This is a genomic window from Alsobacter sp. R-9, from assembly GCF_054612375.1.
This window is the reverse complement of sequence record NZ_JBTSWJ010000003.1, coordinates 186,094-205,161: the sequence shown is the minus strand read 5'-3', so window position 1 is coordinate 205,161 and position 19,068 is coordinate 186,094. Positions and strand designations below refer to the sequence as shown.

At 71.9% G+C, this 19,068-nt stretch carries 20 protein-coding genes; 18 read left to right on the top strand and 2 right to left on the bottom strand.

Going from position 1 to position 19,068, the window contains the following annotated elements; genetic code table 11:
* Positions 1 to 247 precede the first annotated feature (247 nt).
* The 6 genes from dnaK to ACX9GQ_RS06430 all read left to right on the top strand — a co-directional run bounded on the left by dnaK (position 248) and on the right by ACX9GQ_RS06430 (position 7,845).
* Positions 248 to 2,155 (top strand): molecular chaperone DnaK, encoded by a 1,908-nt coding sequence (dnaK, locus tag ACX9GQ_RS06455; protein ID WP_459628724.1) that lies wholly within the window; start codon positions 248 to 250, stop codon positions 2,153 to 2,155.
* A 224-nt stretch (positions 2,156 to 2,379) separates the two neighbouring features.
* The gene (gene dnaJ / locus ACX9GQ_RS06450) at positions 2,380 to 3,516 is read left to right on the top strand and encodes a molecular chaperone DnaJ (RefSeq protein ID WP_459628723.1); all 1,137 of its coding nucleotides are present in this window, start codon (positions 2,380 to 2,382) and stop codon (positions 3,514 to 3,516) included.
* Between the two features lie 108 nt (positions 3,517 to 3,624).
* Positions 3,625 to 4,530, top strand: a complete 906-nt coding sequence (locus ACX9GQ_RS06445) for a class I SAM-dependent methyltransferase (RefSeq protein ID WP_459628722.1) — start codon at positions 3,625 to 3,627, stop codon at positions 4,528 to 4,530.
* A 3-nt stretch (positions 4,531 to 4,533) separates the two neighbouring features.
* Positions 4,534 to 5,124 (top strand): histidine phosphatase family protein, encoded by a 591-nt coding sequence (locus tag ACX9GQ_RS06440; RefSeq protein ID WP_459628721.1) that lies wholly within the window; start codon positions 4,534 to 4,536, stop codon positions 5,122 to 5,124.
* Entirely contained in the window at positions 5,124 to 5,834 is a 711-nt protein-coding gene (gene pyrF / locus ACX9GQ_RS06435) for an orotidine-5'-phosphate decarboxylase (RefSeq protein WP_459628720.1), read from the top strand. Before ACX9GQ_RS06440 ends, pyrF begins: the two co-directional genes overlap by 1 nt.
* Positions 5,835 to 5,970: 136 nt before the next feature.
* Entirely contained in the window at positions 5,971 to 7,845 is a 1,875-nt protein-coding gene (locus tag ACX9GQ_RS06430) for a methyl-accepting chemotaxis protein (RefSeq protein ID WP_459628719.1), read from the top strand.
* A 6-nt stretch (positions 7,846 to 7,851) separates the two neighbouring features.
* Here ACX9GQ_RS06430 and ACX9GQ_RS06425 read toward each other — a convergent pair whose 3' ends face one another.
* On the bottom strand, positions 7,852 to 9,123 hold the full coding sequence (locus ACX9GQ_RS06425; RefSeq protein ID WP_459628718.1) for a porin: 1,272 nt from the start codon (positions 9,121 to 9,123) through the stop codon (positions 7,852 to 7,854).
* An 82-nt stretch (positions 9,124 to 9,205) separates the two neighbouring features.
* Between ACX9GQ_RS06425 and ACX9GQ_RS06420 the strand changes: the two genes are divergently transcribed.
* From ACX9GQ_RS06420 to hemW, 7 genes are all read left to right on the top strand, one after another.
* Positions 9,206 to 9,508 carry a DUF1330 domain-containing protein gene (locus ACX9GQ_RS06420; protein WP_459628717.1) on the top strand — a complete coding sequence of 101 codons (303 nt, stop codon included), beginning with the start codon at positions 9,206 to 9,208 and terminating at the stop codon, positions 9,506 to 9,508.
* Complete coding sequence (locus tag ACX9GQ_RS06415) at positions 9,505 to 9,810, top strand: DUF1330 domain-containing protein (RefSeq protein ID WP_459628716.1); 306 nt, start codon at positions 9,505 to 9,507, stop codon at positions 9,808 to 9,810. The genes ACX9GQ_RS06420 and ACX9GQ_RS06415 overlap by 4 nt, the downstream gene beginning before the upstream one ends.
* Positions 9,811 to 9,818: 8 nt before the next feature.
* The gene (locus ACX9GQ_RS06410; RefSeq protein ID WP_459628715.1) at positions 9,819 to 10,274 is read left to right on the top strand and encodes a GNAT family N-acetyltransferase; all 456 of its coding nucleotides are present in this window, start codon (positions 9,819 to 9,821) and stop codon (positions 10,272 to 10,274) included.
* Between the two features lie 59 nt (positions 10,275 to 10,333).
* The gene (gene dapB, locus ACX9GQ_RS06405) at positions 10,334 to 11,146 is read left to right on the top strand and encodes a 4-hydroxy-tetrahydrodipicolinate reductase (protein WP_459628714.1); all 813 of its coding nucleotides are present in this window, start codon (positions 10,334 to 10,336) and stop codon (positions 11,144 to 11,146) included.
* 83 nt (positions 11,147 to 11,229) lie between these two features.
* A complete protein-coding gene (locus ACX9GQ_RS06400) occupies positions 11,230 to 11,850 on the top strand; it encodes a 2,3-bisphosphoglycerate-dependent phosphoglycerate mutase (RefSeq protein WP_459628713.1) in 621 nt (206 codons plus the stop codon).
* 85 nt (positions 11,851 to 11,935) lie between these two features.
* On the top strand, positions 11,936 to 12,544 hold the full coding sequence (locus tag ACX9GQ_RS06395; RefSeq protein WP_459628712.1) for an alpha-ketoglutarate-dependent dioxygenase AlkB family protein: 609 nt from the start codon (positions 11,936 to 11,938) through the stop codon (positions 12,542 to 12,544).
* Between the two features lie 62 nt (positions 12,545 to 12,606).
* Complete coding sequence (gene hemW / locus ACX9GQ_RS06390) at positions 12,607 to 13,770, top strand: radical SAM family heme chaperone HemW (protein WP_459628711.1); 1,164 nt, start codon at positions 12,607 to 12,609, stop codon at positions 13,768 to 13,770.
* A 58-nt stretch (positions 13,771 to 13,828) separates the two neighbouring features.
* On the opposite strand, the gene ACX9GQ_RS06385 is transcribed toward hemW, so the two are convergent.
* Positions 13,829 to 15,013, bottom strand: a complete 1,185-nt coding sequence (locus tag ACX9GQ_RS06385) for a penicillin-binding protein activator (protein ID WP_459628986.1) — start codon at positions 15,011 to 15,013, stop codon at positions 13,829 to 13,831.
* A gap of 185 nt (positions 15,014 to 15,198) precedes the next feature.
* Here ACX9GQ_RS06385 and rsmI point away from each other — a divergent pair, with 185 nt between their 5' ends.
* The 5 genes from rsmI to ACX9GQ_RS06360 all read left to right on the top strand — a co-directional run bounded on the left by rsmI (position 15,199) and on the right by ACX9GQ_RS06360 (position 19,055).
* A complete protein-coding gene (gene rsmI, locus ACX9GQ_RS06380; protein WP_459628710.1) occupies positions 15,199 to 16,116 on the top strand; it encodes a 16S rRNA (cytidine(1402)-2'-O)-methyltransferase in 918 nt (305 codons plus the stop codon).
* Complete coding sequence (locus ACX9GQ_RS06375; protein ID WP_459628709.1) at positions 16,113 to 16,493, top strand: YraN family protein; 381 nt, start codon at positions 16,113 to 16,115, stop codon at positions 16,491 to 16,493. The genes rsmI and ACX9GQ_RS06375 overlap by 4 nt, the downstream gene beginning before the upstream one ends.
* Before the next feature lie 111 nt (positions 16,494 to 16,604).
* Positions 16,605 to 17,552, top strand: coding sequence for a glutathione synthase (gene gshB / locus ACX9GQ_RS06370; RefSeq protein WP_459628708.1), 948 nt, complete (start codon positions 16,605 to 16,607; stop codon positions 17,550 to 17,552).
* Positions 17,553 to 17,947: 395 nt separating this feature from the next.
* On the top strand, positions 17,948 to 18,514 hold the full coding sequence (locus tag ACX9GQ_RS06365; RefSeq protein ID WP_459628707.1) for a helix-turn-helix domain-containing protein: 567 nt from the start codon (positions 17,948 to 17,950) through the stop codon (positions 18,512 to 18,514).
* A 22-nt stretch (positions 18,515 to 18,536) separates the two neighbouring features.
* Positions 18,537 to 19,055 carry an N-acetyltransferase family protein gene (locus ACX9GQ_RS06360; protein ID WP_459628706.1) on the top strand — a complete coding sequence of 173 codons (519 nt, stop codon included), beginning with the start codon at positions 18,537 to 18,539 and terminating at the stop codon, positions 19,053 to 19,055.
* The last annotated feature ends 13 nt before the right edge of the window (positions 19,056 to 19,068 follow it).

Sequence of the window (19,068 nt, the reverse complement as noted above, 5' to 3'; positions counted from 1 at the left end):
TGTGGCCTCGATGCGTCGGTTACGGCGTCGAAAGGCTGTCGACGGCCGGCACGGGCTTGCCCACGGCTTTGCGACGCTCGCGCCTTGCGCCCCCATAAGCCCCTCCTTATATACCGCGGGAACACGGGAAACCCCCGTGAAATCCTGAGGGGACCACACGTCCGGCGACCTTCGCGAGGGGGTTGAAGGACGTCACGGCCGGAGCGCCTGCGGGGCCCGGCGGTCTCGCCGCGAAAGGGGACAATACATGGCTAAAGTCATTGGAATCGACCTCGGCACCACGAATTCGTGCGTGGCCATCATGGAAGGCACGACGCCGAAGGTCATCGAGAACGCCGAGGGCGCGCGCACGACGCCGTCCATCGTCGCGTTCACCGACGACGGGGAGCGCCTCGTCGGCCAGCCGGCCAAGCGCCAGGCGGTGACGAATCCCGAGCGCACCTTCTTCGCCATCAAGCGCCTCATCGGCCGCACCTACGACGATCCGATGACGCAGAAGGACAAGGGCCTCGTGCCCTACAAGATCACGCGCGCCGGCAACGGCGACGCCTGGGTGGAGGCCGACGGCAAGCAGTACTCGCCGTCCCAGATCTCCGCCTTCATCCTTCAGAAGATGAAGGAGACCGCCGAGGCCTTCGTCGGCACTGGCGTGACGCAGGCCGTCATCACCGTCCCGGCCTACTTCAACGACGCCCAGCGCCAGGCCACCAAGGACGCCGGCAAGATCGCCGGTCTCGAGGTGCTGCGCATCATCAACGAGCCCACCGCGGCGGCGCTAGCCTACGGCCTCGACAAGAAGAAGTCGGGCACCGTGGCCGTTTACGACCTCGGCGGCGGCACCTTCGACGTCTCGATCCTCGAGATCGGCGACGGCGTGTTCGAGGTGAAGTCCACGAACGGCGACACGTTCCTGGGCGGCGAAGACTTCGACATGCGCCTCGTCGAGTACCTGGCGGACGAGTTCAAGAAGGAGCAGGGCATCGACCTGAAGAAGGACAAGCTCGCCCTGCAGCGCCTCAAGGAGGCCGCCGAGAAGGCGAAGATCGAGCTGTCCTCCGCGATGCAGACGGAGATCAACCTCCCCTACATCACGGCCGACGCCTCCGGCCCGAAGCACCTGACCCTGAAGCTGACGCGCGCCAAGTTCGAGGCGCTGGTCGACGACCTCGTCCAGAAGACCATCGAGCCCTGCCGCAAGGCGCTCAAGGACGCCGGCCTTTCGGCGGCCGAGATCGACGAGGTCATCCTCGTCGGCGGCCAGTCGCGCATGCCGAAGGTCCAGGAGGCCGTGAAGCAGTTCTTCGGCAAGGAGCCCCACAAGGGCGTCAACCCGGACGAGGTCGTCGCCATCGGCGCCGCGGTCCAGGCGGGCGTGCTGCAGGGCGACGTCAAGGACGTGCTGCTGCTCGACGTGACCCCGCTGTCGCTGGGCATCGAGACGCTGGGCGGCGTGTTCACCCGGCTGATCGACCGCAACACGACGATCCCGACCAAGAAGGGCCAGGTCTTCTCCACCGCCGAGGACAACCAGACGGCGGTCACGATCCGGGTCTTCCAGGGCGAGCGCGAGATGGCGGCCGACAACAAGCTGCTTGGCCAGTTCGACCTCGTCGGGCTGCCGCCGGCGCCCCGCGGCGTGCCGCAGGTCGAGGTCACGTTCGACATTGACGCCAACGGCATCGTCAACGTGTCAGCCAAGGACAAGGCGACGGGCAAGGAGCAGCAGATCCGCATCCAGGCCTCGGGCGGCCTCAGCGACGCCGACATCGACAAGATGGTCAAGGACGCCGAGGCGCATGCCGCCGAGGACAAGAAGCGGCGCGAGCTCGTCGAGACCCGCAACCAGGCCGAGAGCCTCATCCACCAGACCGAGAAGTCCCTGGCGGAACTGGGCGACAAGGCCGGCGCGTCCGACAAGTCCGCGGTCGAGGGCGCCGTGACGGCGCTGCGCGCCGCGATCGGCACCGAGGACGTCGAGGCCATCAAGGCCAGGACGAACGAGCTGATGCAGCTCTCGATGAAGATCGGCCAGGCCATGTACGAGGCCAACGCGGGCGGCGGTGACGACCAGGATCCCGCCGGCGGGGCCAAGGACGACGTCATCGACGCCGACTTCCGCGAGGTCGGCGACGACGACAAGAAGAAGCGGGCCTGATCCGCAGGGCGGCCGGGAGCGATCCCGGCCGCCTCCGGTTTCCGAGGGTCGACCTGCCTCCGGCGCCGTCGGCCACGTTTTCCGCGAGACAGGACGGACGCCGGGCCTTGAGCGCGGCCGCGATCTGGGAGACGGTGACGCGCGACGTGACGTGCCCCTCCGCTTTCGTCCTGGCCGGCCCTTCCGGACCCTGACGCCGCAACTCCGGATTGAACACGACGACCATGGCCAAGGCTGACTACTACGAGCTCCTCGGCGTGAGCCGCACCGCGACGGAAGCCGAGCTGAAGTCGGCGTTCCGCAAGCTCGCGATGAAGTACCACCCGGACCGCAACCCCGGCGACACGGCGGCCGAGGCGAAGTTCAAGGAGCTCAACGAGGCCTACCAGGTCCTCAGCGACACGCAGAAGCGCGCCGCCTACGACCGCTTCGGGCATGCCGCCTTCGAGAACGGCGGCATGGGCGGCGGCCCCGGCTTCGGCAGCGACTTCGCCTCGTCGATGGCGGACATCTTCGAGGACCTGTTCGGCGACCTCTCGGGACGCCGCGGCGGGCGGCGCCCGGACGGCCGGGAGCGCGGCTCGGACCTGCGCTACAACCTCGAGATCACGCTGGAGGAGGCCTACAAGGGGAAGACGGCGACCCTCAAGGTGCCGACCTCCGTGGCCTGCGACGCCTGCTCGGGCTCGGGCGCCAAGCCCGGGTCCAAGCCGAAGACCTGCTCCACCTGCGGCGGCCAGGGCCGCGTGCGGGCGAGCCAGGGCTTCTTCTCGATCGAGCGGACCTGCCCCAGCTGCGGCGGCCGCGGCGAAACCATCGACGATCCCTGCCGCTCCTGCGGCGGCGCCGGCCGCGTCACCCGCGAGCGGACCCTCTCCGTCAACGTCCCGGCGGGCGTCGAGGACGGCACCCGAATCCGCCTCGCCGGCGAGGGCGAGGCCGGCCTGCGCGGCGGGCCGTCGGGCGATCTCTACATCTTCCTGTCGATCAAGCCCCACCCGTTCCTGCAGCGGGACGGGGCGGACCTGTTCTGCCGCGTTCCGGTGAGCATGGTCACGGCGGCGCTGGGCGGCGACCTCGCCGTGCCCGTCCTCGACGGCCAGGAGGTGCCGGTGAAGGTGCCGGAGGGCACCCAGACGGGCAAGCAGATCCGTATCCGCGGGCGCGGCATGCCGGTGCTGCGGGCGCGCGAGCAGGGCGACCTCTACATCCAGATCGTCGTGGAGACGCCGCAGAAGCTCAACGCCCGCCAGCGCGAGATCCTGCGCGAGTTCGAGCAGGAGAGCTCGAAGGACACGCAGCCGGAAAGCGCGTCCTTCTTCTCCCGCGTGCGCGACTTCTTCGGGGGCGGAGGCGAGTAGCGGCCGAGCCCGAGGTTGACGGCCGCGGAGGTCCGACTACCCTTCCCGGCCGTAGAGGTGGTCCAACGCCCGCCCACGGGCCGTCAAGGCCGACGGAGGAGCGACGACGTGCCGTCCCAACCGCCGTTTCCGCGCCGGTCCTCGCGCCCGTCCTCACGGCGCGGGCCGGGGACCCATCTCGCGAGGACCTTCCAGGACGAAGCGCGCTTCCTGCGCAGCTGGCTCGACAATCCCCTGCTGACGGGCGCGATCTCGCCTTCCAGTCCGTTCCTCGCCAGCGCGATGGCGCGCGAGGTGGACCCGACCCTTCCGGGTCCCGTGATCGAGCTCGGGCCGGGCACCGGGCCGGTGACGCAGGCGCTCATCGAGCGCGGGATCGCGCAGGAACGGCTCGTCCTCGTCGAATACGACCCCGAGTTCTGCAAGCTGCTGGCGAAGCGCTTCCCGCGCGCCCGCGTCGTGCGGGGCGATGCCTACCGCCTCGACGACACCCTGCGCGGCCTGCTCGACCAGCCGGCGGCGGCCGTCGTGTCGAGCCTGCCGCTGCTGACGCGACCGGAGGAAGAGCGCGCGCACCTGCTCATCCGGGCCTTCGGGCTGATGGCGCCGGAGGCTCCCTTCGTCCAGTTCACCTACGGGCTCGTCTCGCCGGTGCCGCGCGGGCCGGGCGTGGCGTCGACGGTGTCGGCGCCGGTCTGGCGCAACATCCCCCCGGCGCGCGTCTGGGTGTACCGGCGCTCGGCCGGTGCGGACGAGACGCTGCCGCGCGCAGAGCCCGAGCTGCTGCGCAAGCTGAGGGTGCAGACCGGACGCATGCGCGACGGCTTCCTCGACCGGACGGAGAAGGTGCTCCACGTGCTCGAGGAGACCGCCGACCGGGTGCGCGACGACCGTCGGCTGCAACCGACGCTCGACCTGCTGCGCAAGATCAACGCCCACCTCGAGGGGCCCGACACGCACGTGGCGGCCGACGCGGCGCTGCGGGGCCGTGACCGGCGACCAGGCCGCGACTGAGCGATGGCCCGGGTCTTCTACGTCAGCCACCCGCAGGTGAAGATCGACCCGGCGGTGCCGGTCCCGAAGTGGTCCCTGTCCGACGCCGGCCGCGCCCGGCTCGTCGCCGTCGCAGACCGGGCCTGGGTGCGGGGACTGGCCGCTGTCGTGTCCTCGGACGAGACCAAGGCCATCGAGACGGCCGAACTGCTCGCCACCTCCTCCCGGGCGCCGGTCTCGGTGCGCGACGGGCTGCACGAGAACGACCGCTCCGCCACGGGCTTCCTGCCGCCGCCGGAGTTCGAGCGGATGGCGGACGCCTTCTTCGCCCGCCCGCTCGAGAGCGTGCGCGGCTGGGAGAGGGCCGCCGACGCGCAGGCGCGCGTGCTGCGCGGCGTCCGCGAGGCGCTGGCCGAGGCACCTGCGGGCGACGTCGCCTTCTCCGGCCACGGCGGCGTCGGCACCCTGCTCTACTGCGCGCTCGCCGGGCTGCCGATCCAGCGCATCCATGACCAGCCGCCGGGCGGCGGCAACGTGATCGCCTTTGACAGGGAGAGCCTCGCCGTGCTCCACCCCTGGCGCGCCCTGGAGGACGCCAGAATCGGAGAGCCCTGATGAGCGACCGCCTCGCCGACGCCCGCGACCGGATGATCGTGGCGCTGGACGTCCCTTCCGTCGCCGAGGCGAATGCCCTCGTCGAGCGGCTTGGCGACGCGGTGAGCTTCTACAAGGTCGGCATGGAGCTCGTGTACGGAGGCGGGCTCGACCTCGTCCGGGACCTGGTGCGCGGCGGAAAGAAGGTCTTCCTCGACCTGAAATTGCACGACATCCCGAACACCGTGCAGAAGGCGACCGAGCGCGTCGCCGGCCTGGGCGCCACCTACCTGACCGTCCACGCCTACCCGCAGACGATGGCGGCGGCCGTGGCCGGTCGGAGCACGTCCGGCCTGCAGATCCTTGCGGTCACCGTCCTGACCTCCTGTGACGACGGCGATCTCGCCGAGGCCGGCTACGCCTTCGGTGTGAAGGACCTCGTGGCGCGCCGCGCCTCGCAGGCCGTGGCGGCGGGCGTCGACGGGCTCATCCTGTCGCCGGAGGAGGTCGCCGCGATGCGGGCCTCGGTGGGAGACCGGCTGGCGCTCATCACGCCCGGCATCCGGCCGGCGGGCGAGGCCGTCGGGGACCAGAAGCGCGTGATGACGCCCGCGCGCGCCATCGCCGCCGGGGCGGACCGGCTCGTCGTGGGCCGGCCCGTGACGCAGGCGAGCGATCCCCGGCGTGCAGCCCAGTCGATCGTCGAAGAGATTGCCGCCGCGCTGTCCTGATCGTCCGTCAGGGATGATCGACATCAAGTCATCGATTAGACCTAAAGTAACGTTCAGCGTTTAACGTTCCGGACACGTTGTAACTCCGGAATTCATTGTCATGTCGTCGCTCAAGCATCGGGCTGCATTTTTCTGCTTGTTCCTCGCGCTTCTCGCCGGCTCCATCGCGGGCGGCGGCTATCTCGCCTCCAAGCATCTCGGCGCGGCCATCGACGAGATCGCCACGTCGGCGGTCGCGATCCGCAACCACACCGTCGGCGACATGCTGCACGACGGGCTGCGGGCGGACGTCTATGCCGCATTGCTGCGCTCGGACTCCGGCGAGGACGGCGCGCAGACACAGCGCGAGACGGCCGAGCACGCCCGGGAGTTCCGCGAAAAGATCGATTCGACCCGCCGGATCGTCACCACCGCCGAGAGCAAGGCCCGGCTCGACGAACTGCAGGTCCCGCTCGACGAATACATCAGCCAGGCCGAGCGGATCGCCGCCCTCGCGTTCAAGGATCGCGCCGCGGCGCTGGCCGAGATGCCCCTGTTCGACAAGCGCTTCACCGCCCTCGAGGGCGCCATGGAGGCCGCCGGGGACGTGCTCGAGGAGGATGCGCGGTCGGCACAGGCCAAGGCTTCCACCGCGCGGCGCCTCGCCGACCTGCTGGCCATCGGGAGCCTGCTGCTGTCGCTGGCCGCCGCGGGCGCGCTCTACGCGCTCGTCGGGCGCAGCGTCGTGCGGCCGATCGCCGAGATCGACGCCACGATGCAGCAGATCGGCCGCGGCAAGACGGACGTCCCCATCCCCCATACCGCGCGCACGGACGAGATCGGCTCGATGGCCCGCACCATCGCCGTCTTCCGGCAGGCCATCGACGAGCGGGCCGAGCAGGAATACCGCCGCATGCAGACGGAGCTCGCGGCCACCGAGGACCGGCGCCGCGTGCTCAGCGAACTCACCCGGCAGATCGGCGTGGTGGTGGACGCCGCCGCGCGCGGGGACTTCTCCGAGCGCATCTCGGCCACGGACGGCGACAAGGACATGCTCGCCGTGTCGCGCCGGCTCAACGACCTCGTCCAGACCATCGACGACGGGCTCGGCGAGACCATCATGGTGCTGAGCACCTTGGCGCAAGGCGACCTGACGATGCGCATCCGCGGCGAGTACCGCGGGGCGTTCGGCTCCCTGAAGGACGGCACCAACAGCCTCGCCGACAGCCTGTCGCAGGCGATGGCGCGGCTCAACGAATCGGCGCTCGCCGTGCGCTCGGCGACCGGCGAAATCTCGATGGGCATCCACGACCTCGCCAACCGCACCTCGGAGCAGGCGGCGACCGTGACCGAGACCTGCGCCGCCCTCGACCGGTTCACCGCCGGCATCCGCGAGAACGCGACGCGCGCCGACAGGGCCGCCTCCGTCGTCCGCTCGGCCGAGACGCAGGCCCAGCAGGGCGGCGCGGTGCTCAACTCCGCCCGCGAGGCGATGAACCGGATCAGCGCCTCCTCCGGCCGCATCTCCGACATCGTCGAGCTGATCGACGGCATCGCCTTCCAGACCAACCTGCTGGCGCTCAACGCCGCCGTCGAGGCGGCGCGCGCCGGCGAGGTGGGCCGCGGCTTCGCGGTCGTGGCGTCGGAGGTGCGCACTCTCGCACAGCGCGCCGCCGAGGCGTCGCAGGAGATCAAGGCCCTGATCGACCAGGCGCAGAGCGAGATCGCGTCCGGCGTGTCGCTGGTGGAGGAGACGTCGAACCAGCTCGGCTCGATCTTCACGGCCGTGTCGGACGTCACCGAGGTCATCGCCACGATCGCCGAGACCTCGAGCGAGCAGGCCCGCACGATCCTGGGGCTCAACGACTCCGTGAACCGGCTCGGCGACGTGGCGCAGCAGAACGCCGCGCTCGTGGAGGAAACCCACGCGGCCATCCGCTCCACAGAGGACGAGACGGCACGGCTGGAGGCGCTCGCGGGACAGTTCACGCTCGCCGCGACCCGGCCGTCTCGCGGCATGCGCGCGGCCTGACCGCGCTCAGAAGGCCTGCGACATTGACAGGATGACCTGGTAGCTGCGCGAGGACGGCACCAGCGGAATGCCGGAATCGAAGCGGGCGGCGCCGACCTCGGCCGTCATGGTGAAGGTCTGCGAGGCCTGCCAGGTGACGTTGGCCGCGCCGCGCGTCGACTTCAGCCGGCCGGTGCCCGCCGTGCCGGGGATGTCCAGCGACACGTAGGACACGAAGGCGGCGGAGGCCCACGTCTCCGCCCACTGCCAGTTGCCGACGAGCGCGGCGTTCCAGCCGCGCCCCTTCTCCGCCACCGCCGCGTCGAGGACGTTGCCGAGCGGGATGGCGAAGACGCTGGTGCGCGTGGAGACGCCGAGGTAGCCCGGCGCCTGGTCGGCCCACGCGCCCTGCACGATGACGTAGCTGCCGTCCTGCGCCGTCGGGACGGTGATCCTGGCGCTCGCCAGCGCCGCGACACCGTGGATGGTCGAGGCACCGGGGAGCGTCAGGCGCGTCTCGCGCAAGGCCGCGCTGAACGTCAGGTCCACGGGAGCCGTGTAGTAGCGCAGGCGGCCCACAACGTCCGGCATCGCCTGCCCGGCATAGCCGAACACGGCGACGCGCCGGAACGTGGTGTCCTCCAGCGACATCGACAGCGTGGCCCGGTCGCTCGGCCGCCCGACCACGCCCAGCAGCGTCGGGGACTGCGACGAGGCGAGCGCGCGGAACGAGAACTCGTCCGCCGACCAGGCGTCGAAGAACGACGTCTCGACGCCCGCGATCACGGCTCCGACCTGGATCGAGGCGCGGCTCAGGTCGCTCGAGCCGGGCACGGTCTCCAGTTCGAGGCGCGTCGTCACGTCGCCCCAGTCGGACGGCATGGTGTGCCACAGGTCGAACGTGCTCTTGGGCGTGTAGGTGGTCACGCCCTGCAGGCGGCCGAGCCCCTTGAGCCGCGGCAGCACGACGCGCCCGACGGTGACGCCCGCGTCGAGCGTCAACCCCATCTTCACGCAGCCCTGGGCGGCGACGAAGCCGGAAGGGCCGTCCGATCCCCCGTCGTCGCCGGAGCCGTCGCCGGCGTCGTCGTCCCCCTCGTCATCGTCGTCCGAACCGTCCCCGGACGGGTCGTCCGACGAGTCGTCGCCATCGTCCTCCTGCTGGACGAGCAGGGGTGCCGTCACGTCGTCGGGAGCGGGGAACGGGCAGACCAGCACGTCGCGTGCCGGCGGCGGGGGCAGGGGCCTGGCGGCCACGGGGCACGTGGCGAAAAGCAGCGTCGCCAGCGCAGCGGCCACGCCGGCCGGAACCCGCCTCGCCACCGGTTGACCGGCCGCGGTGCATGGTCTTGTCTGCCAGCGAAACAGCAGGAGGACGCCCATGCCGAAAGCCTACATCATCGCCCGGGTCACGGTGAACGACAGCGAGAGCTACGCCGAATACGCCAAGGGCGCCTTTGCCGCCATGCAGAAGTACGGGGCGCGCATCCTCGCCCGCGGCGGCCGGTCGGAGGCGCTGGAGGGAGAGATCCGCCCCCGCAACGTCATCCTCGAGTTCGAGAGCTACGAGCAGGCAAAGCGCTACTTCCAGTCGCCCGAGTACCAGGCGGCCCGCGAGCACCGCAAGAACGGCAGCTCCGGCGACTTCATCGTCGTCGAGGCCTACGAGGGACCGCAGCCATGAGCAAGGCCTACTGGATCGCGCGGGTCGACGTCTCCGACCCGGCCGCCTACGACAACTACCGTGCCGCCAACGCCGCCGCCTTCGCCAAGTACAAGGCGCGCTTCATCGTGCGCGGCGGCCGCCACGAGGTGAGGGAGGGCAGCGCCCGCTCCCGCAACGTCGTCATCGAGTTCCCCGATTACGCGACGGCGGTCGCGTGCTACGAATCCCCCGAGTATCAGGCCGCCATCAAGCACCGCCTCACGGCGTCGGTCGGCGACCTCATCATCATCGAGGGCTACGACGGGCCCCAGCCGTCCTGAGGGACGCCATGAAGCGCAAGCTCGCCGACGGCCTGTCGATCCGCTTCGCAGCCGTCGGCGAGGCACCCGTCCTGGCGGACCTCGCCCGCCGCGCCGGGGACCCGGTGGAGGCCGACCTCATCGACGCCTATGCCGCCGCGGGGCGCGTGTTCGTCGGGCAGGACGTCGCGACGGACGAGGCGGTGGCGGTCGCCGTGGTGGGCGAGCTCGACGGGGTGCTCGCGGTCGAGAGCCTGTGCGTGCTGGAGGACTGGCGCGGCCGCGGCGTCGGCACCGCGCTGCTGACGGCGGTCGAGGAGTTCGCGCGCTGGGCCTTCTTCGGTCAGGGGCTCATCACCGCGCGCAGCCGGGCAGCGGTCGACTTCCTGTTCCGCCGCGGATGGCTGGCGGTCGACGCCGCCCGGATGCCGGAGGACGTCCGGCGTCTCGGCGCCGGGCGGCCGGTCCTGACCAAGCGGTTCTGACGCCGTCTTCCGCCGCCGGTCGGCGCGCGCTATACCGCCCGCAGCCAAGGGAGGCACCCATGAGCGAAATGCGTCTCGTCGTCGTCGGCGCCGCCGGCCGCATGGGCCGGATGCTGATCAAGACCATCCACGAGACCTCCGGTGCCACGCTGGCGGGCGCGATCGAACAGAAGGGGTCGATCGCGCTGGGGCAGGACGCGGGCCTTCTCGCGGGGATCGGCGCGACCGGCGTTCTGATCACCGACGATCCCCTCCCCGTTTTCGCGCAGGCGCACGGCGTGCTCGACTTCACTGCGCCCGCCGCCACGGTCGAGTTCGCGGCGCTGGCGGCGCAGGCGCGCATCGTCCACGTGGTCGGCACCACCGGCATGGAGGAAAGCCACCTCGAGAAGCTCGATGCCGCCGCGCGCCATGCCACCATCGTGCGCTCGGGCAACATGAGCATGGGCGTCAACCTGCTCGCGGCGCTGACCCGCAAGGTGGCCGCGACGCTGGGCGAGGACTTCGACATCGAGATCGTCGAGATGCACCACCGCATGAAGGTGGACGCCCCCTCAGGCACCGCGCTGCTCTTCGGCGAAGCGGCGGCCGAGGGGCGCGGCATCCCCCTGAAGGACCATTCCGAGCGCGGGCGCGACGGCATCACTGGCGCCCGCAAGCCAGGCGCCATCGGCTTCGCGTCGCTGCGCGGCGGCACGGTGGTGGGCGAGCACAGCGTCGTCTTCGCCGGACCCGGCGAGCGCCTCGTGCTCACGCATATCGCGGAGGACCGCTCCCTCTTCGCCAAGGGCGCGGTGAAGGCCGCGCTGTGGGCCCGCGGGCGCAAGCCCGGCCTGTACTCGATGGCCGACGTGCTCGGCCTTACCGACTGAACCAAGGTCGCGGGGGCGCGCGGCGGCGAAATCCGCTAAGGCCTCCGCGGACAGACCGCACTTCCCGACCGGAGACACCGCCCATGGACCGCCTGCTCGTCCTCGTCCGCCACGGCCAGAGCGACTGGAACCTCAAGAACCTGTTCACCGGCTGGAAGGACCCGGACCTGACCGAGAAGGGCATCGCCGAGGCGAGGGCCGCCGGCCAGCGGCTGAAGGCGCTCGGCATCGGGTTCGACGTCGCCTACACCTCCGCCCTCACCCGCGCGCAGCACACCTGCCGGCTGGTGCTGGAGGAACTCGGCCAGCCGGGCCTCGCGACGATCCGCGACGCTGCTCTGAACGAGCGCGACTACGGCGACCTCTCGGGCCTCAACAAGGACGACGCCCGCGCCCGCTGGGGCGAGGAGCAGGTGCACGTGTGGCGCCGCTCCTACGACGTCGCCCCTCCCGGCGGCGAGAGCCTCAAGGACACGGTGGCGCGCGTGCTGCCCTACTACTGCCAGGAGATCCTGCCGCGCGTGCTTCGCGGAGAGCGCGTCGTCGTCGCCGCCCACGGCAACTCGCTGCGCGCCCTCGTGATGGTGCTCGACCGGCTGACGCCGCAGACCATCCCGTCGATGGAGCTCGATACGGGCGTCCCCCTCGTCTACCGCCTCAACGCGGACTCGACGGTGGCCTCGAAGCAGGTGCTCGCGGGCTGACACCTCGCCGTCGGCCCCGGCGACCGGCGCTGTCGGTCGGGAAGGGGATGGCGCCAAGACGGGGACGTCCCGAGACCATCACCCCATGCTCGTCCTGCAGCCCGGCGTCACCGTCCATCCCGGCTACCTGAGCCCCGCCGAGCAGGCCGACCTCGTCGCCGACCTGCGCGAGGCGGCATCGGCGGCGCCGTTCTTCACGCCGACGATGCCGCGCACCGGCAAGCCGTTCTCCGTGCGCATGACGAACTGCGGGGCGCTGGGCTGGGTCTCGGACGCGGCCGGCTACCGCTACCAGCCTGTGCACCCCGTCACCGGCGCCCCCTGGCCGCCGATCCCGGCGCTGGCCCTGCGGGCGTGGCGGGACCTCGCCGGCGAGCCGCGCGAGCCGCAGGCCTGCCTGGTCAACTACTACGGCGCCGAGGCCAGGATGGGCCTGCACCAGGACCGCGACGAGGAGACGTTCGACGCGCCCGTCGTGTCCCTGTCGCTCGGCGACACCGCCGTCTTCCGCATCGGCGGCACCAGCCGCGGCGGGCCGACGCGCTCGGTGAAGCTCGCTTCCGGCGACGCCCTCGTGTTCGGCGGGGAGGCCCGGCTCGCCTTCCACGGCATCGACCGCATCCTGCCCGGCTCGTCGACCCTGCTGGAGCGCGGCGGGCGCATCAACCTCACCCTGCGCCGGGTCACCCCCTAGGACGGGGCTGCTGCCCAATCCCTGCGCTTGCGTTCGCGGCCCAAAACCGCGACATGAGCGGGATGACCGCTCATCCTCCGTTCGACGCCGGCTTCGGCGTCTACGTGCACTGGCCGTTCTGCGCGTCGAAGTGCCCCTATTGCGACTTCAACAGCCACGTCCGGCACCAGCGCATCGACGAGCCGCGCTTCGCCGCCGCCTTCGGCCGCGAGATCGCGCACCAGGCGGGGCTGGCGCCGGGGCGCACGGTGACGAGCATCTTTCTCGGCGGCGGCACGCCCTCGCTGATGCAGCCGGAAACCGTGGCGGCGATCCTCGACGCCATCGCCGCCCACTGGAGCGTCGCCTCCGATGTCGAGGTGACGCTGGAGGCCAACCCCACCAGCGTCGAGGCGACGCGCCTTCGCGGCTACCGCGCCGCAGGCGTCAACCGCCTGTCGCTCGGCGTGCAGGCCATGAACGACACGGACCTGCGGGCGCTGGGCCGGCTGCATTCGGCCTCCGAGGCGATGGAAGCGGTGGGCATGGCCGCCGGCATCTTCCAGCGCTACTCGTTCGACCTCATCTACGCCCGTCCGGGCCAGACGCCCGCCGCCTGGGCGGCCGAGCTGAACGAGGCCATCGACCGCGCAGCCGAGCACCTGTCGCTCTACCAGCTGACCATCGAGCCGGGCACGATGTTCGAGCGCCTGCGCGACGCCGGGCGGCTGGTCGTCCCGGACGCCGACACGGCACGCGCGCTCTACGACACGACGCGCGAGATCTGCGAGGCGCGCGGGCTGCCGGGCTACGAGATCTCCAACCACGCCCGTCCGGGCGCCGAGTGCCGCCACAACCTCGTCTACTGGCGCTACGGCGAGTATGCCGGCGTCGGCCCGGGCGCCCACGCCCGCCTCTCGACCGGCACCGGCCGCATCGCCATGTCCACCGAGCTCGTGCCGGAGGCGTGGCTGGCCAAGGTTGAGGCCGAGGGGCACGGCGTGATCGAGGCCGAGCGCCTGTCCGGCGAGGCGGAGGGCGACGAGTTCCTGCTCATGGGCCTGCGGCTCACCGAGGGGATCGACCCGGAGCGCTATGCGCGCCTGTCCGGCCGCAGCCTGGACCCGCGGCGGGTCGAGAGCCTCGTCTCCGAGGGCCTGGTCGAGGTGACGGCAGAGAAGCGCCTGCGCGTCTCGCGCGAGGGCTTCCCCGTGCTCGACGCCATCGTCGCCGATCTCGCCGCCTGAGCGGCGGCGAGTGGCGTGGCAGACCTTGCCGCCCGCGCGGCGAGGACGCGATTTCCCCTCAGGTGCCGTCGCCGCCGGCGAAGCTGCGCGGCGCGGGGCTGACCACGGTCGCCGAGCCGGCGCCGACCTGCAGCACGGCGAGCCCGCGCTGGTTGGTACCGTCGGGGCGGAAGCGGAACAGGCCGTCCGTGCCGATGATGCCTTCCGGATTGGTCAGCGTGGCGTCCGAGAAGCCGGCCGAGCCCGACTTCGCGTAGAGCGCCTCGACGAGGAACACGGCGTCGTAGGCCAGCGAGGCGACGCGGGCGGGCTCGCTGCCGAAGCGGGCGCGATAGCGGGCCGCGAAGCTGTTGAAGCCGGCCTTGTCGGGCGCGGCATACCAGCCACCCTGCAACCCGCGGTTGGCAAAGGCGCCGTCCCAGGCACTCGTGCCGAGCAGCTGCAGCCGCACGCCGTTCGAGGCGAGCAGCGGCGTCACCGCGGCGAGGCCCTCGGCGTTGTCGGGCACGAACAGGGCGTCGGCCCCGGCGCCCAGCGCGGCGATGCGCTTGGCTGCGGAGTCGATGCCGTTGCGGTCGTAGCGCTCCAGCGCCGGGACCTGCAGGCCGCGACGGGAGGCCGCCTCCTGGAAGGCCGCCGCGACCACGTTGCCATAGGCGGTGGTCGGGATCATCGCCGCGATGGAGCGCTTGCCCCGGCTCGCCGCGAACTCGACGATGCGGTCGACCTCGGACTCCGGCATGAAGCTCAGCAGGTAGACCCCGCGGGAGGCGACCGTCGCGTCGGTGGAGAAGGCGATGACCGGGCGGTTGGCGCCGCGCGTCACCTGCCCGACGGCCTGCACCGACGGCGCGGTCAACGGGCCCAGGATGATCTCGACGCCCTCGCCCAGCGCCTGCTGCGCCGCCTCGCGCGCGGCGCCGGCCTCGGCGCGGTCGTCCTTGACGATCAGCTGCACCTTGGAGCCCGGATACTCGGCGACCGCCATCTCGGCCGCGTTCTTGAGGGAGTTGCCGGCGGCGCCGAGGCTGCCGGCGGCCGACAGCGGCAGGATGAGGCCGACGCGGACCTTGCCGGGGATCACCGGGACCTCGGCCGAGCCGGACGGCGCCTGCTCCGAGCCGCCGAGCCCGGGCAGGCCCGCGGTCGTGCACGCGGCAAGGCCCAGGGCGGCGGCGGCGGCCACGGCGACGGGGCGCCAGCGCGCCAGAAGGGACGGGACGGGACCTGCGCTCTCGAGCATACGCGACACCGGATTTCCTCCTCCACGGCCTTGCCACGAGGTCGGTTGCGGCGGCGTCGCGGTGGCGAACCCGACGGCTGCATCCTGAGCGTGCACGGCCTCCGGGAGCGATTGTTAACCCAACGAGGGCGACTTTGCGAAGCCCGGCCGCCATGCCAAGGTCCGCCGACCATGAGAATCGCCCGATGAGCAGCAACAAGGCCACAGCGGCGGGGCCAGCCTCGGCCTACACCGCCTTCGGCATGCGGGCGGAGGCGGCGCCGATCGCGCCGGGCCTGCACGTCGTGGCCACGCCCATCGGCAACCTCGGCGACGTGTCGTTCCGCGCGCTCGCCACCATGGCCGCGGCGGACGCGGTGCTGGCGGAGGACACCCGCGTCACCCGCACGCTGCTCGCCCACTACGGCATCACCACGCCGCTGGTGCCCTACCACGAGCACAACGCGGAGGAGATGCGGCCGAAGCTCCTCGCGCGGCTGGCGGAAGGGCAGGCGCTGGCGCTGGTCTCCGACGCGGGCACGCCGCTCGTGTCCGACCCGGGGTTCAAGCTGGTCAACGCCGCGGTCGAGGCCGGGCACGCCGTCACCACGGTGCCGGGCCCCTCCGCCGTGCTCGCCGCGCTCGTGGTGGCGGGCCTGCCGACGGACCGCTTCTTCTTCGAGGGCTTCCTGCCGCCCAAGTCCGCCGGGCGGCGCGAGCGGCTGGAGGTGCTGCGCGACATCCCCGGCACGCTGGTGTTCTTCGAGAGCCCGCGGCGCGTCGCCGAGATGCTGGCCGACGCCGCCGCCGTCCTCGGCGACCGGCCGGCCGCGGTGGCGCGCGAGCTCACCAAGCTGTTCGAGACCGTGCGGCGCGGCCGCCTGCCGGAGCTCGCCGAGGCCTATGCGGGCGAGCCCGACCCGAAGGGCGAGATCGTCGTGCTCATCGGTCCGCCGTCCAGCGGCGACGGTGCCCGCGTCGACGACGCCTCCCTCGACGACCGCCTGAGGGCCGCGCTCGCCCACCTGTCGGTGAAGGATGCCGTCGCGGTGGTGGCGCAGGAGACCGGCCAGCCCCGCAAGCGCGTCTACGCCCGGGCCGTCGCCCTGGTGAAGGGCGGATGACCGGGCGGCGCGGCCGCCCCGAACGGCAGGCCGCGCTGCGCCGAGGATCACAATCTGAGATTGCTGCTGCGGCCTTCCTCGCCCTCAAGAGGTACCGGATCCTCGCCCGCAACCACGCCGGCGGGGGCGGCGAGATCGACATCGTGGCGCTGCGCGGCGACACGGTGGTGTTCGTCGAGGTGAAGCGGAGGGCGGGGCTCGACGCGGCCGCAGAGGCCATCGACGGCCCCAAGCGGCGACGGCTCGCGCGCGCCATCGCCCACTGGCGCAGCCGCAACCCGTGGTGCGAGCGCTACGCGCTGCGCGGCGACGCGGTGCTTCTGGCGCCGTGGCGCTGGCCCCGCCATGTCGAGGACGCCTTCCCGGTCGACGCCTGACGCGGGACCGGACGGCGGCCGGGGGCGTTGCCAGACGGGGGCCGGCGGGCCAAGGTGCGCCGCAACAGCCCGCCTGCTGCGCCGGACGCCGAGACCGAGGGACCGATCGCCATGCCGTTGACCGTCGCCGTCCAGATGGACCCCATCGAACGCATCAACATCACCGGCGATTCCACCTTCGCGCTGCTGCTCGAGGCGCAGGCGCGCGGGCACCACCTCTTCTACTACACGCCCGACAAGCTCTCGATGCGCGACGGCGTCGTCTCGGCCCCGGTCCAGCCGCTGCGCGTGCAGGACGTGAAGGGCGACCACTTCGCGCTGGGCGAGAGCGAGCGCCGCGCCATCTCCGACTTCGACGTCGTGCTGCTGCGGCAGGACCCGCCCTTCGACCTCGCCTACATCACCTCGACGCACCTGCTGGAGCGCGTCCACCCGAAGACGCTCGTCGTCAACGACCCCGCGCAGGTGCGCAACGCGCCGGAAAAGATCTTCGTCACGAGCTTCCCGGACCTGATGCCGACGACGCTGATCACGCGCGACCGGGCCGAGATCGAGGCCTTCCGCGCCGAGCACGGCGAGGTCGTCATGAAGCCGCTCTACGGCAACGGCGGCGCGGCGGTGTTCAAGGTGTCGGTGAACGACCCCAATTTCGGCTCGCTCTACGACATGTTCGCCGCGACGTTCCGCGAGCCGTGGGTGGTGCAGCGCTTCCTGCCGAAGGTGGTGGACGGCGACAAGCGCATCATCCTCGTCGACGGCGAGCCGCTCGGCGCGGTCAACCGCGTCCCCGCCCCCAACGACATCCGCTCCAACATGGTGCGCGGCGGCGCGGCCGAGACCACCCAGCTCTCCGACCGCGAGCGCGAGATCTGTGCCCGCATCGGCCCGTCGCTCAGGGACATGGGCCTGATCTTCGTCGGCATCGACGTCATCGACGGCCACCTCACCGAGATCAACGTCACCTCCCCCACCGGCCTGCGCGCCATCAAGCGCCTCGGCGGCCCGGACCTCGCCGTCTCCATCTGGGAGTGCATCGAGGACAAGGTCGCCGCCCGCTGAGGAAGCGGCCTTATCGCGCCTGACCCGCCGACGCCGTAGCCATCGCCGCCGGCTCGACCCCTCCGGCCACCTCTGCGTAGCCCCCCTCATCCCCGCCCGGTCCGCCTCTCCCCCGTCATCCCCGGCCGGAGCGGCGAAGCCGCGGAGGGGAAGGGGATCCAGGACCGCGTCCGTCGGCGAGGCGTGCCCACTTCGCCAGCCCTCCCCATGCCGGGGCCGCTGGATCCCCTTCCCGGCGCTGCGCGCCGCCGGGGATGACGGCGGAGGGATGGGAGCGTGAGAATTGCGGCCGCGGAGCTGGCACGAATGGCCGCGGATTCGGCACGGCCGGGTCGGCTGGCGACGGGGCTCGGGAGCAACCTTGACGCTACCATAGTAGAGTCTATGGTACGATAATGGATATCGCCGACGACCGCTTCATCGCCGACCGCCTGCGCGCCCTGCGCGCGGCGAGCGGGCTCAGCATGGATGGCCTCGCGTCGGCCTCGGGCGTCAGCCGGGCCATGATCTCGCGCATCGAGCGCGGGGAGGCCAGCCCCACGGCGGCGCTGCTCGGCAAGCTCTGCGCGGCGATGGACGTGAGCCTGTCCGCCTTCTTCGCCGCTGGCCCGGAGGCGGCCTCGCCGCTGTCGCGCGCCGCGGACCAGGCCGTGTGGCGAGACCCGGCCTCCGGCTATGTCCGCCGCAACGTGTCGCCGCGCGTGTCCGGCTCGCCCCTCGAGATCGTCGACGTCACCTTCCCGCCCGGCGAGACCGTGCGCATGGACGCGGTGTGGACGGGCCGTCCGACCCAGCAGTGTGTCTGGATGCTGGAGGGGACGCTCGACCTCACCTGGGGCGAGGCGACCACGCGGCTTTCCGCAGGCGACTGCCTGCACATGCACCTCGACCGGCCGATCGTGTTCCACAATCCCGGCAGCACCCCGGCCCGCTACGCCGTGGTGCTGTGCACGCCCGCCTGACCGCCCAGCACCCGGAGCCGCCATGCCGCACGACATCCGCATCCTCGACGCCGCCGCGGCCCGCGCCCACCGGGACGACCTCGTCGGCATCCTCGTCGACTGCGTCAACGGCGGCGCCTCCGTCGGCTTCATGAATCCGTTTGGCCCCGCCGACGCGCAGCCGTGGTGGGACGGCGTGATCGACGAGGTGGCGGCGGGGCGGACCGTGCTTTTCGCCGCGTTCGACGGCGGCCGCGCCGTGGGCACGGCACAGCTCATCCCGGCCACCAAGCCCAACCAGCCGCACCGGGCCGACGTGTCGAAGCTGCTCGTCCACGCCAGCGCGCGCGGCCGCGGAATCGGAGCGGCTTTGATGGGGGCCGTCGACGACGAGGCGCGCAGGCGGGGCCTGACCGTGCTGGTGCTCGACACCGCCACCGGCTCCGACGCCGAGCGCCTCTACCCGCGGCTCGGCTGGGAGCGCTGCGGCGTCATCCCCGACTACGCGCTCTGGCCCGACGGCGGCCTGTGCGACACCACGGTGTTCTGCCGGCGCCTGTGAGCGGGGGCCCCTT

Excerpts from the sequence above, each read along its gene's own strand:
- ACX9GQ_RS06395 (WP_459628712.1), top strand. The coding sequence starts at position 11,936 with ATGCTCGTCCTGCAGCCCGGCGTCACCGTCCATCCCGGCTACCTGAGC.
- ACX9GQ_RS06385 (WP_459628986.1), bottom strand. The coding sequence starts at position 15,013 with ATGCTCGAGAGCGCAGGTCCCGTCCCGTCCCTTCTGGCGCGCTGGCGC.
- gshB (WP_459628708.1), top strand. The coding sequence starts at position 16,605 with ATGCCGTTGACCGTCGCCGTCCAGATGGACCCCATCGAACGCATCAAC.
- ACX9GQ_RS06360 (WP_459628706.1), top strand. The coding sequence starts at position 18,537 with ATGCCGCACGACATCCGCATCCTCGACGCCGCCGCGGCCCGCGCCCAC.
- rsmI (WP_459628710.1), top strand. The coding sequence starts at position 15,199 with ATGAGCAGCAACAAGGCCACAGCGGCGGGGCCAGCCTCGGCCTACACC.
- ACX9GQ_RS06415 (WP_459628716.1), top strand. The coding sequence starts at position 9,505 with ATGAGCAAGGCCTACTGGATCGCGCGGGTCGACGTCTCCGACCCGGCC.
- dnaJ (WP_459628723.1), top strand. The coding sequence starts at position 2,380 with ATGGCCAAGGCTGACTACTACGAGCTCCTCGGCGTGAGCCGCACCGCG.
- ACX9GQ_RS06420 (WP_459628717.1), top strand. The coding sequence starts at position 9,206 with ATGCCGAAAGCCTACATCATCGCCCGGGTCACGGTGAACGACAGCGAG.
- ACX9GQ_RS06440 (WP_459628721.1), top strand. The coding sequence starts at position 4,534 with ATGGCCCGGGTCTTCTACGTCAGCCACCCGCAGGTGAAGATCGACCCG.
- ACX9GQ_RS06410 (WP_459628715.1), top strand. The coding sequence starts at position 9,819 with ATGAAGCGCAAGCTCGCCGACGGCCTGTCGATCCGCTTCGCAGCCGTC.
- hemW (WP_459628711.1), top strand. The coding sequence starts at position 12,607 with ATGACCGCTCATCCTCCGTTCGACGCCGGCTTCGGCGTCTACGTGCAC.
- dapB (WP_459628714.1), top strand. The coding sequence starts at position 10,334 with ATGAGCGAAATGCGTCTCGTCGTCGTCGGCGCCGCCGGCCGCATGGGC.
- ACX9GQ_RS06400 (WP_459628713.1), top strand. The coding sequence starts at position 11,230 with ATGGACCGCCTGCTCGTCCTCGTCCGCCACGGCCAGAGCGACTGGAAC.
- dnaK (WP_459628724.1), top strand. The coding sequence starts at position 248 with ATGGCTAAAGTCATTGGAATCGACCTCGGCACCACGAATTCGTGCGTG.
- ACX9GQ_RS06365 (WP_459628707.1), top strand. The coding sequence starts at position 17,948 with ATGGATATCGCCGACGACCGCTTCATCGCCGACCGCCTGCGCGCCCTG.
- pyrF (WP_459628720.1), top strand. The coding sequence starts at position 5,124 with ATGAGCGACCGCCTCGCCGACGCCCGCGACCGGATGATCGTGGCGCTG.
- ACX9GQ_RS06375 (WP_459628709.1), top strand. The coding sequence starts at position 16,113 with ATGACCGGGCGGCGCGGCCGCCCCGAACGGCAGGCCGCGCTGCGCCGA.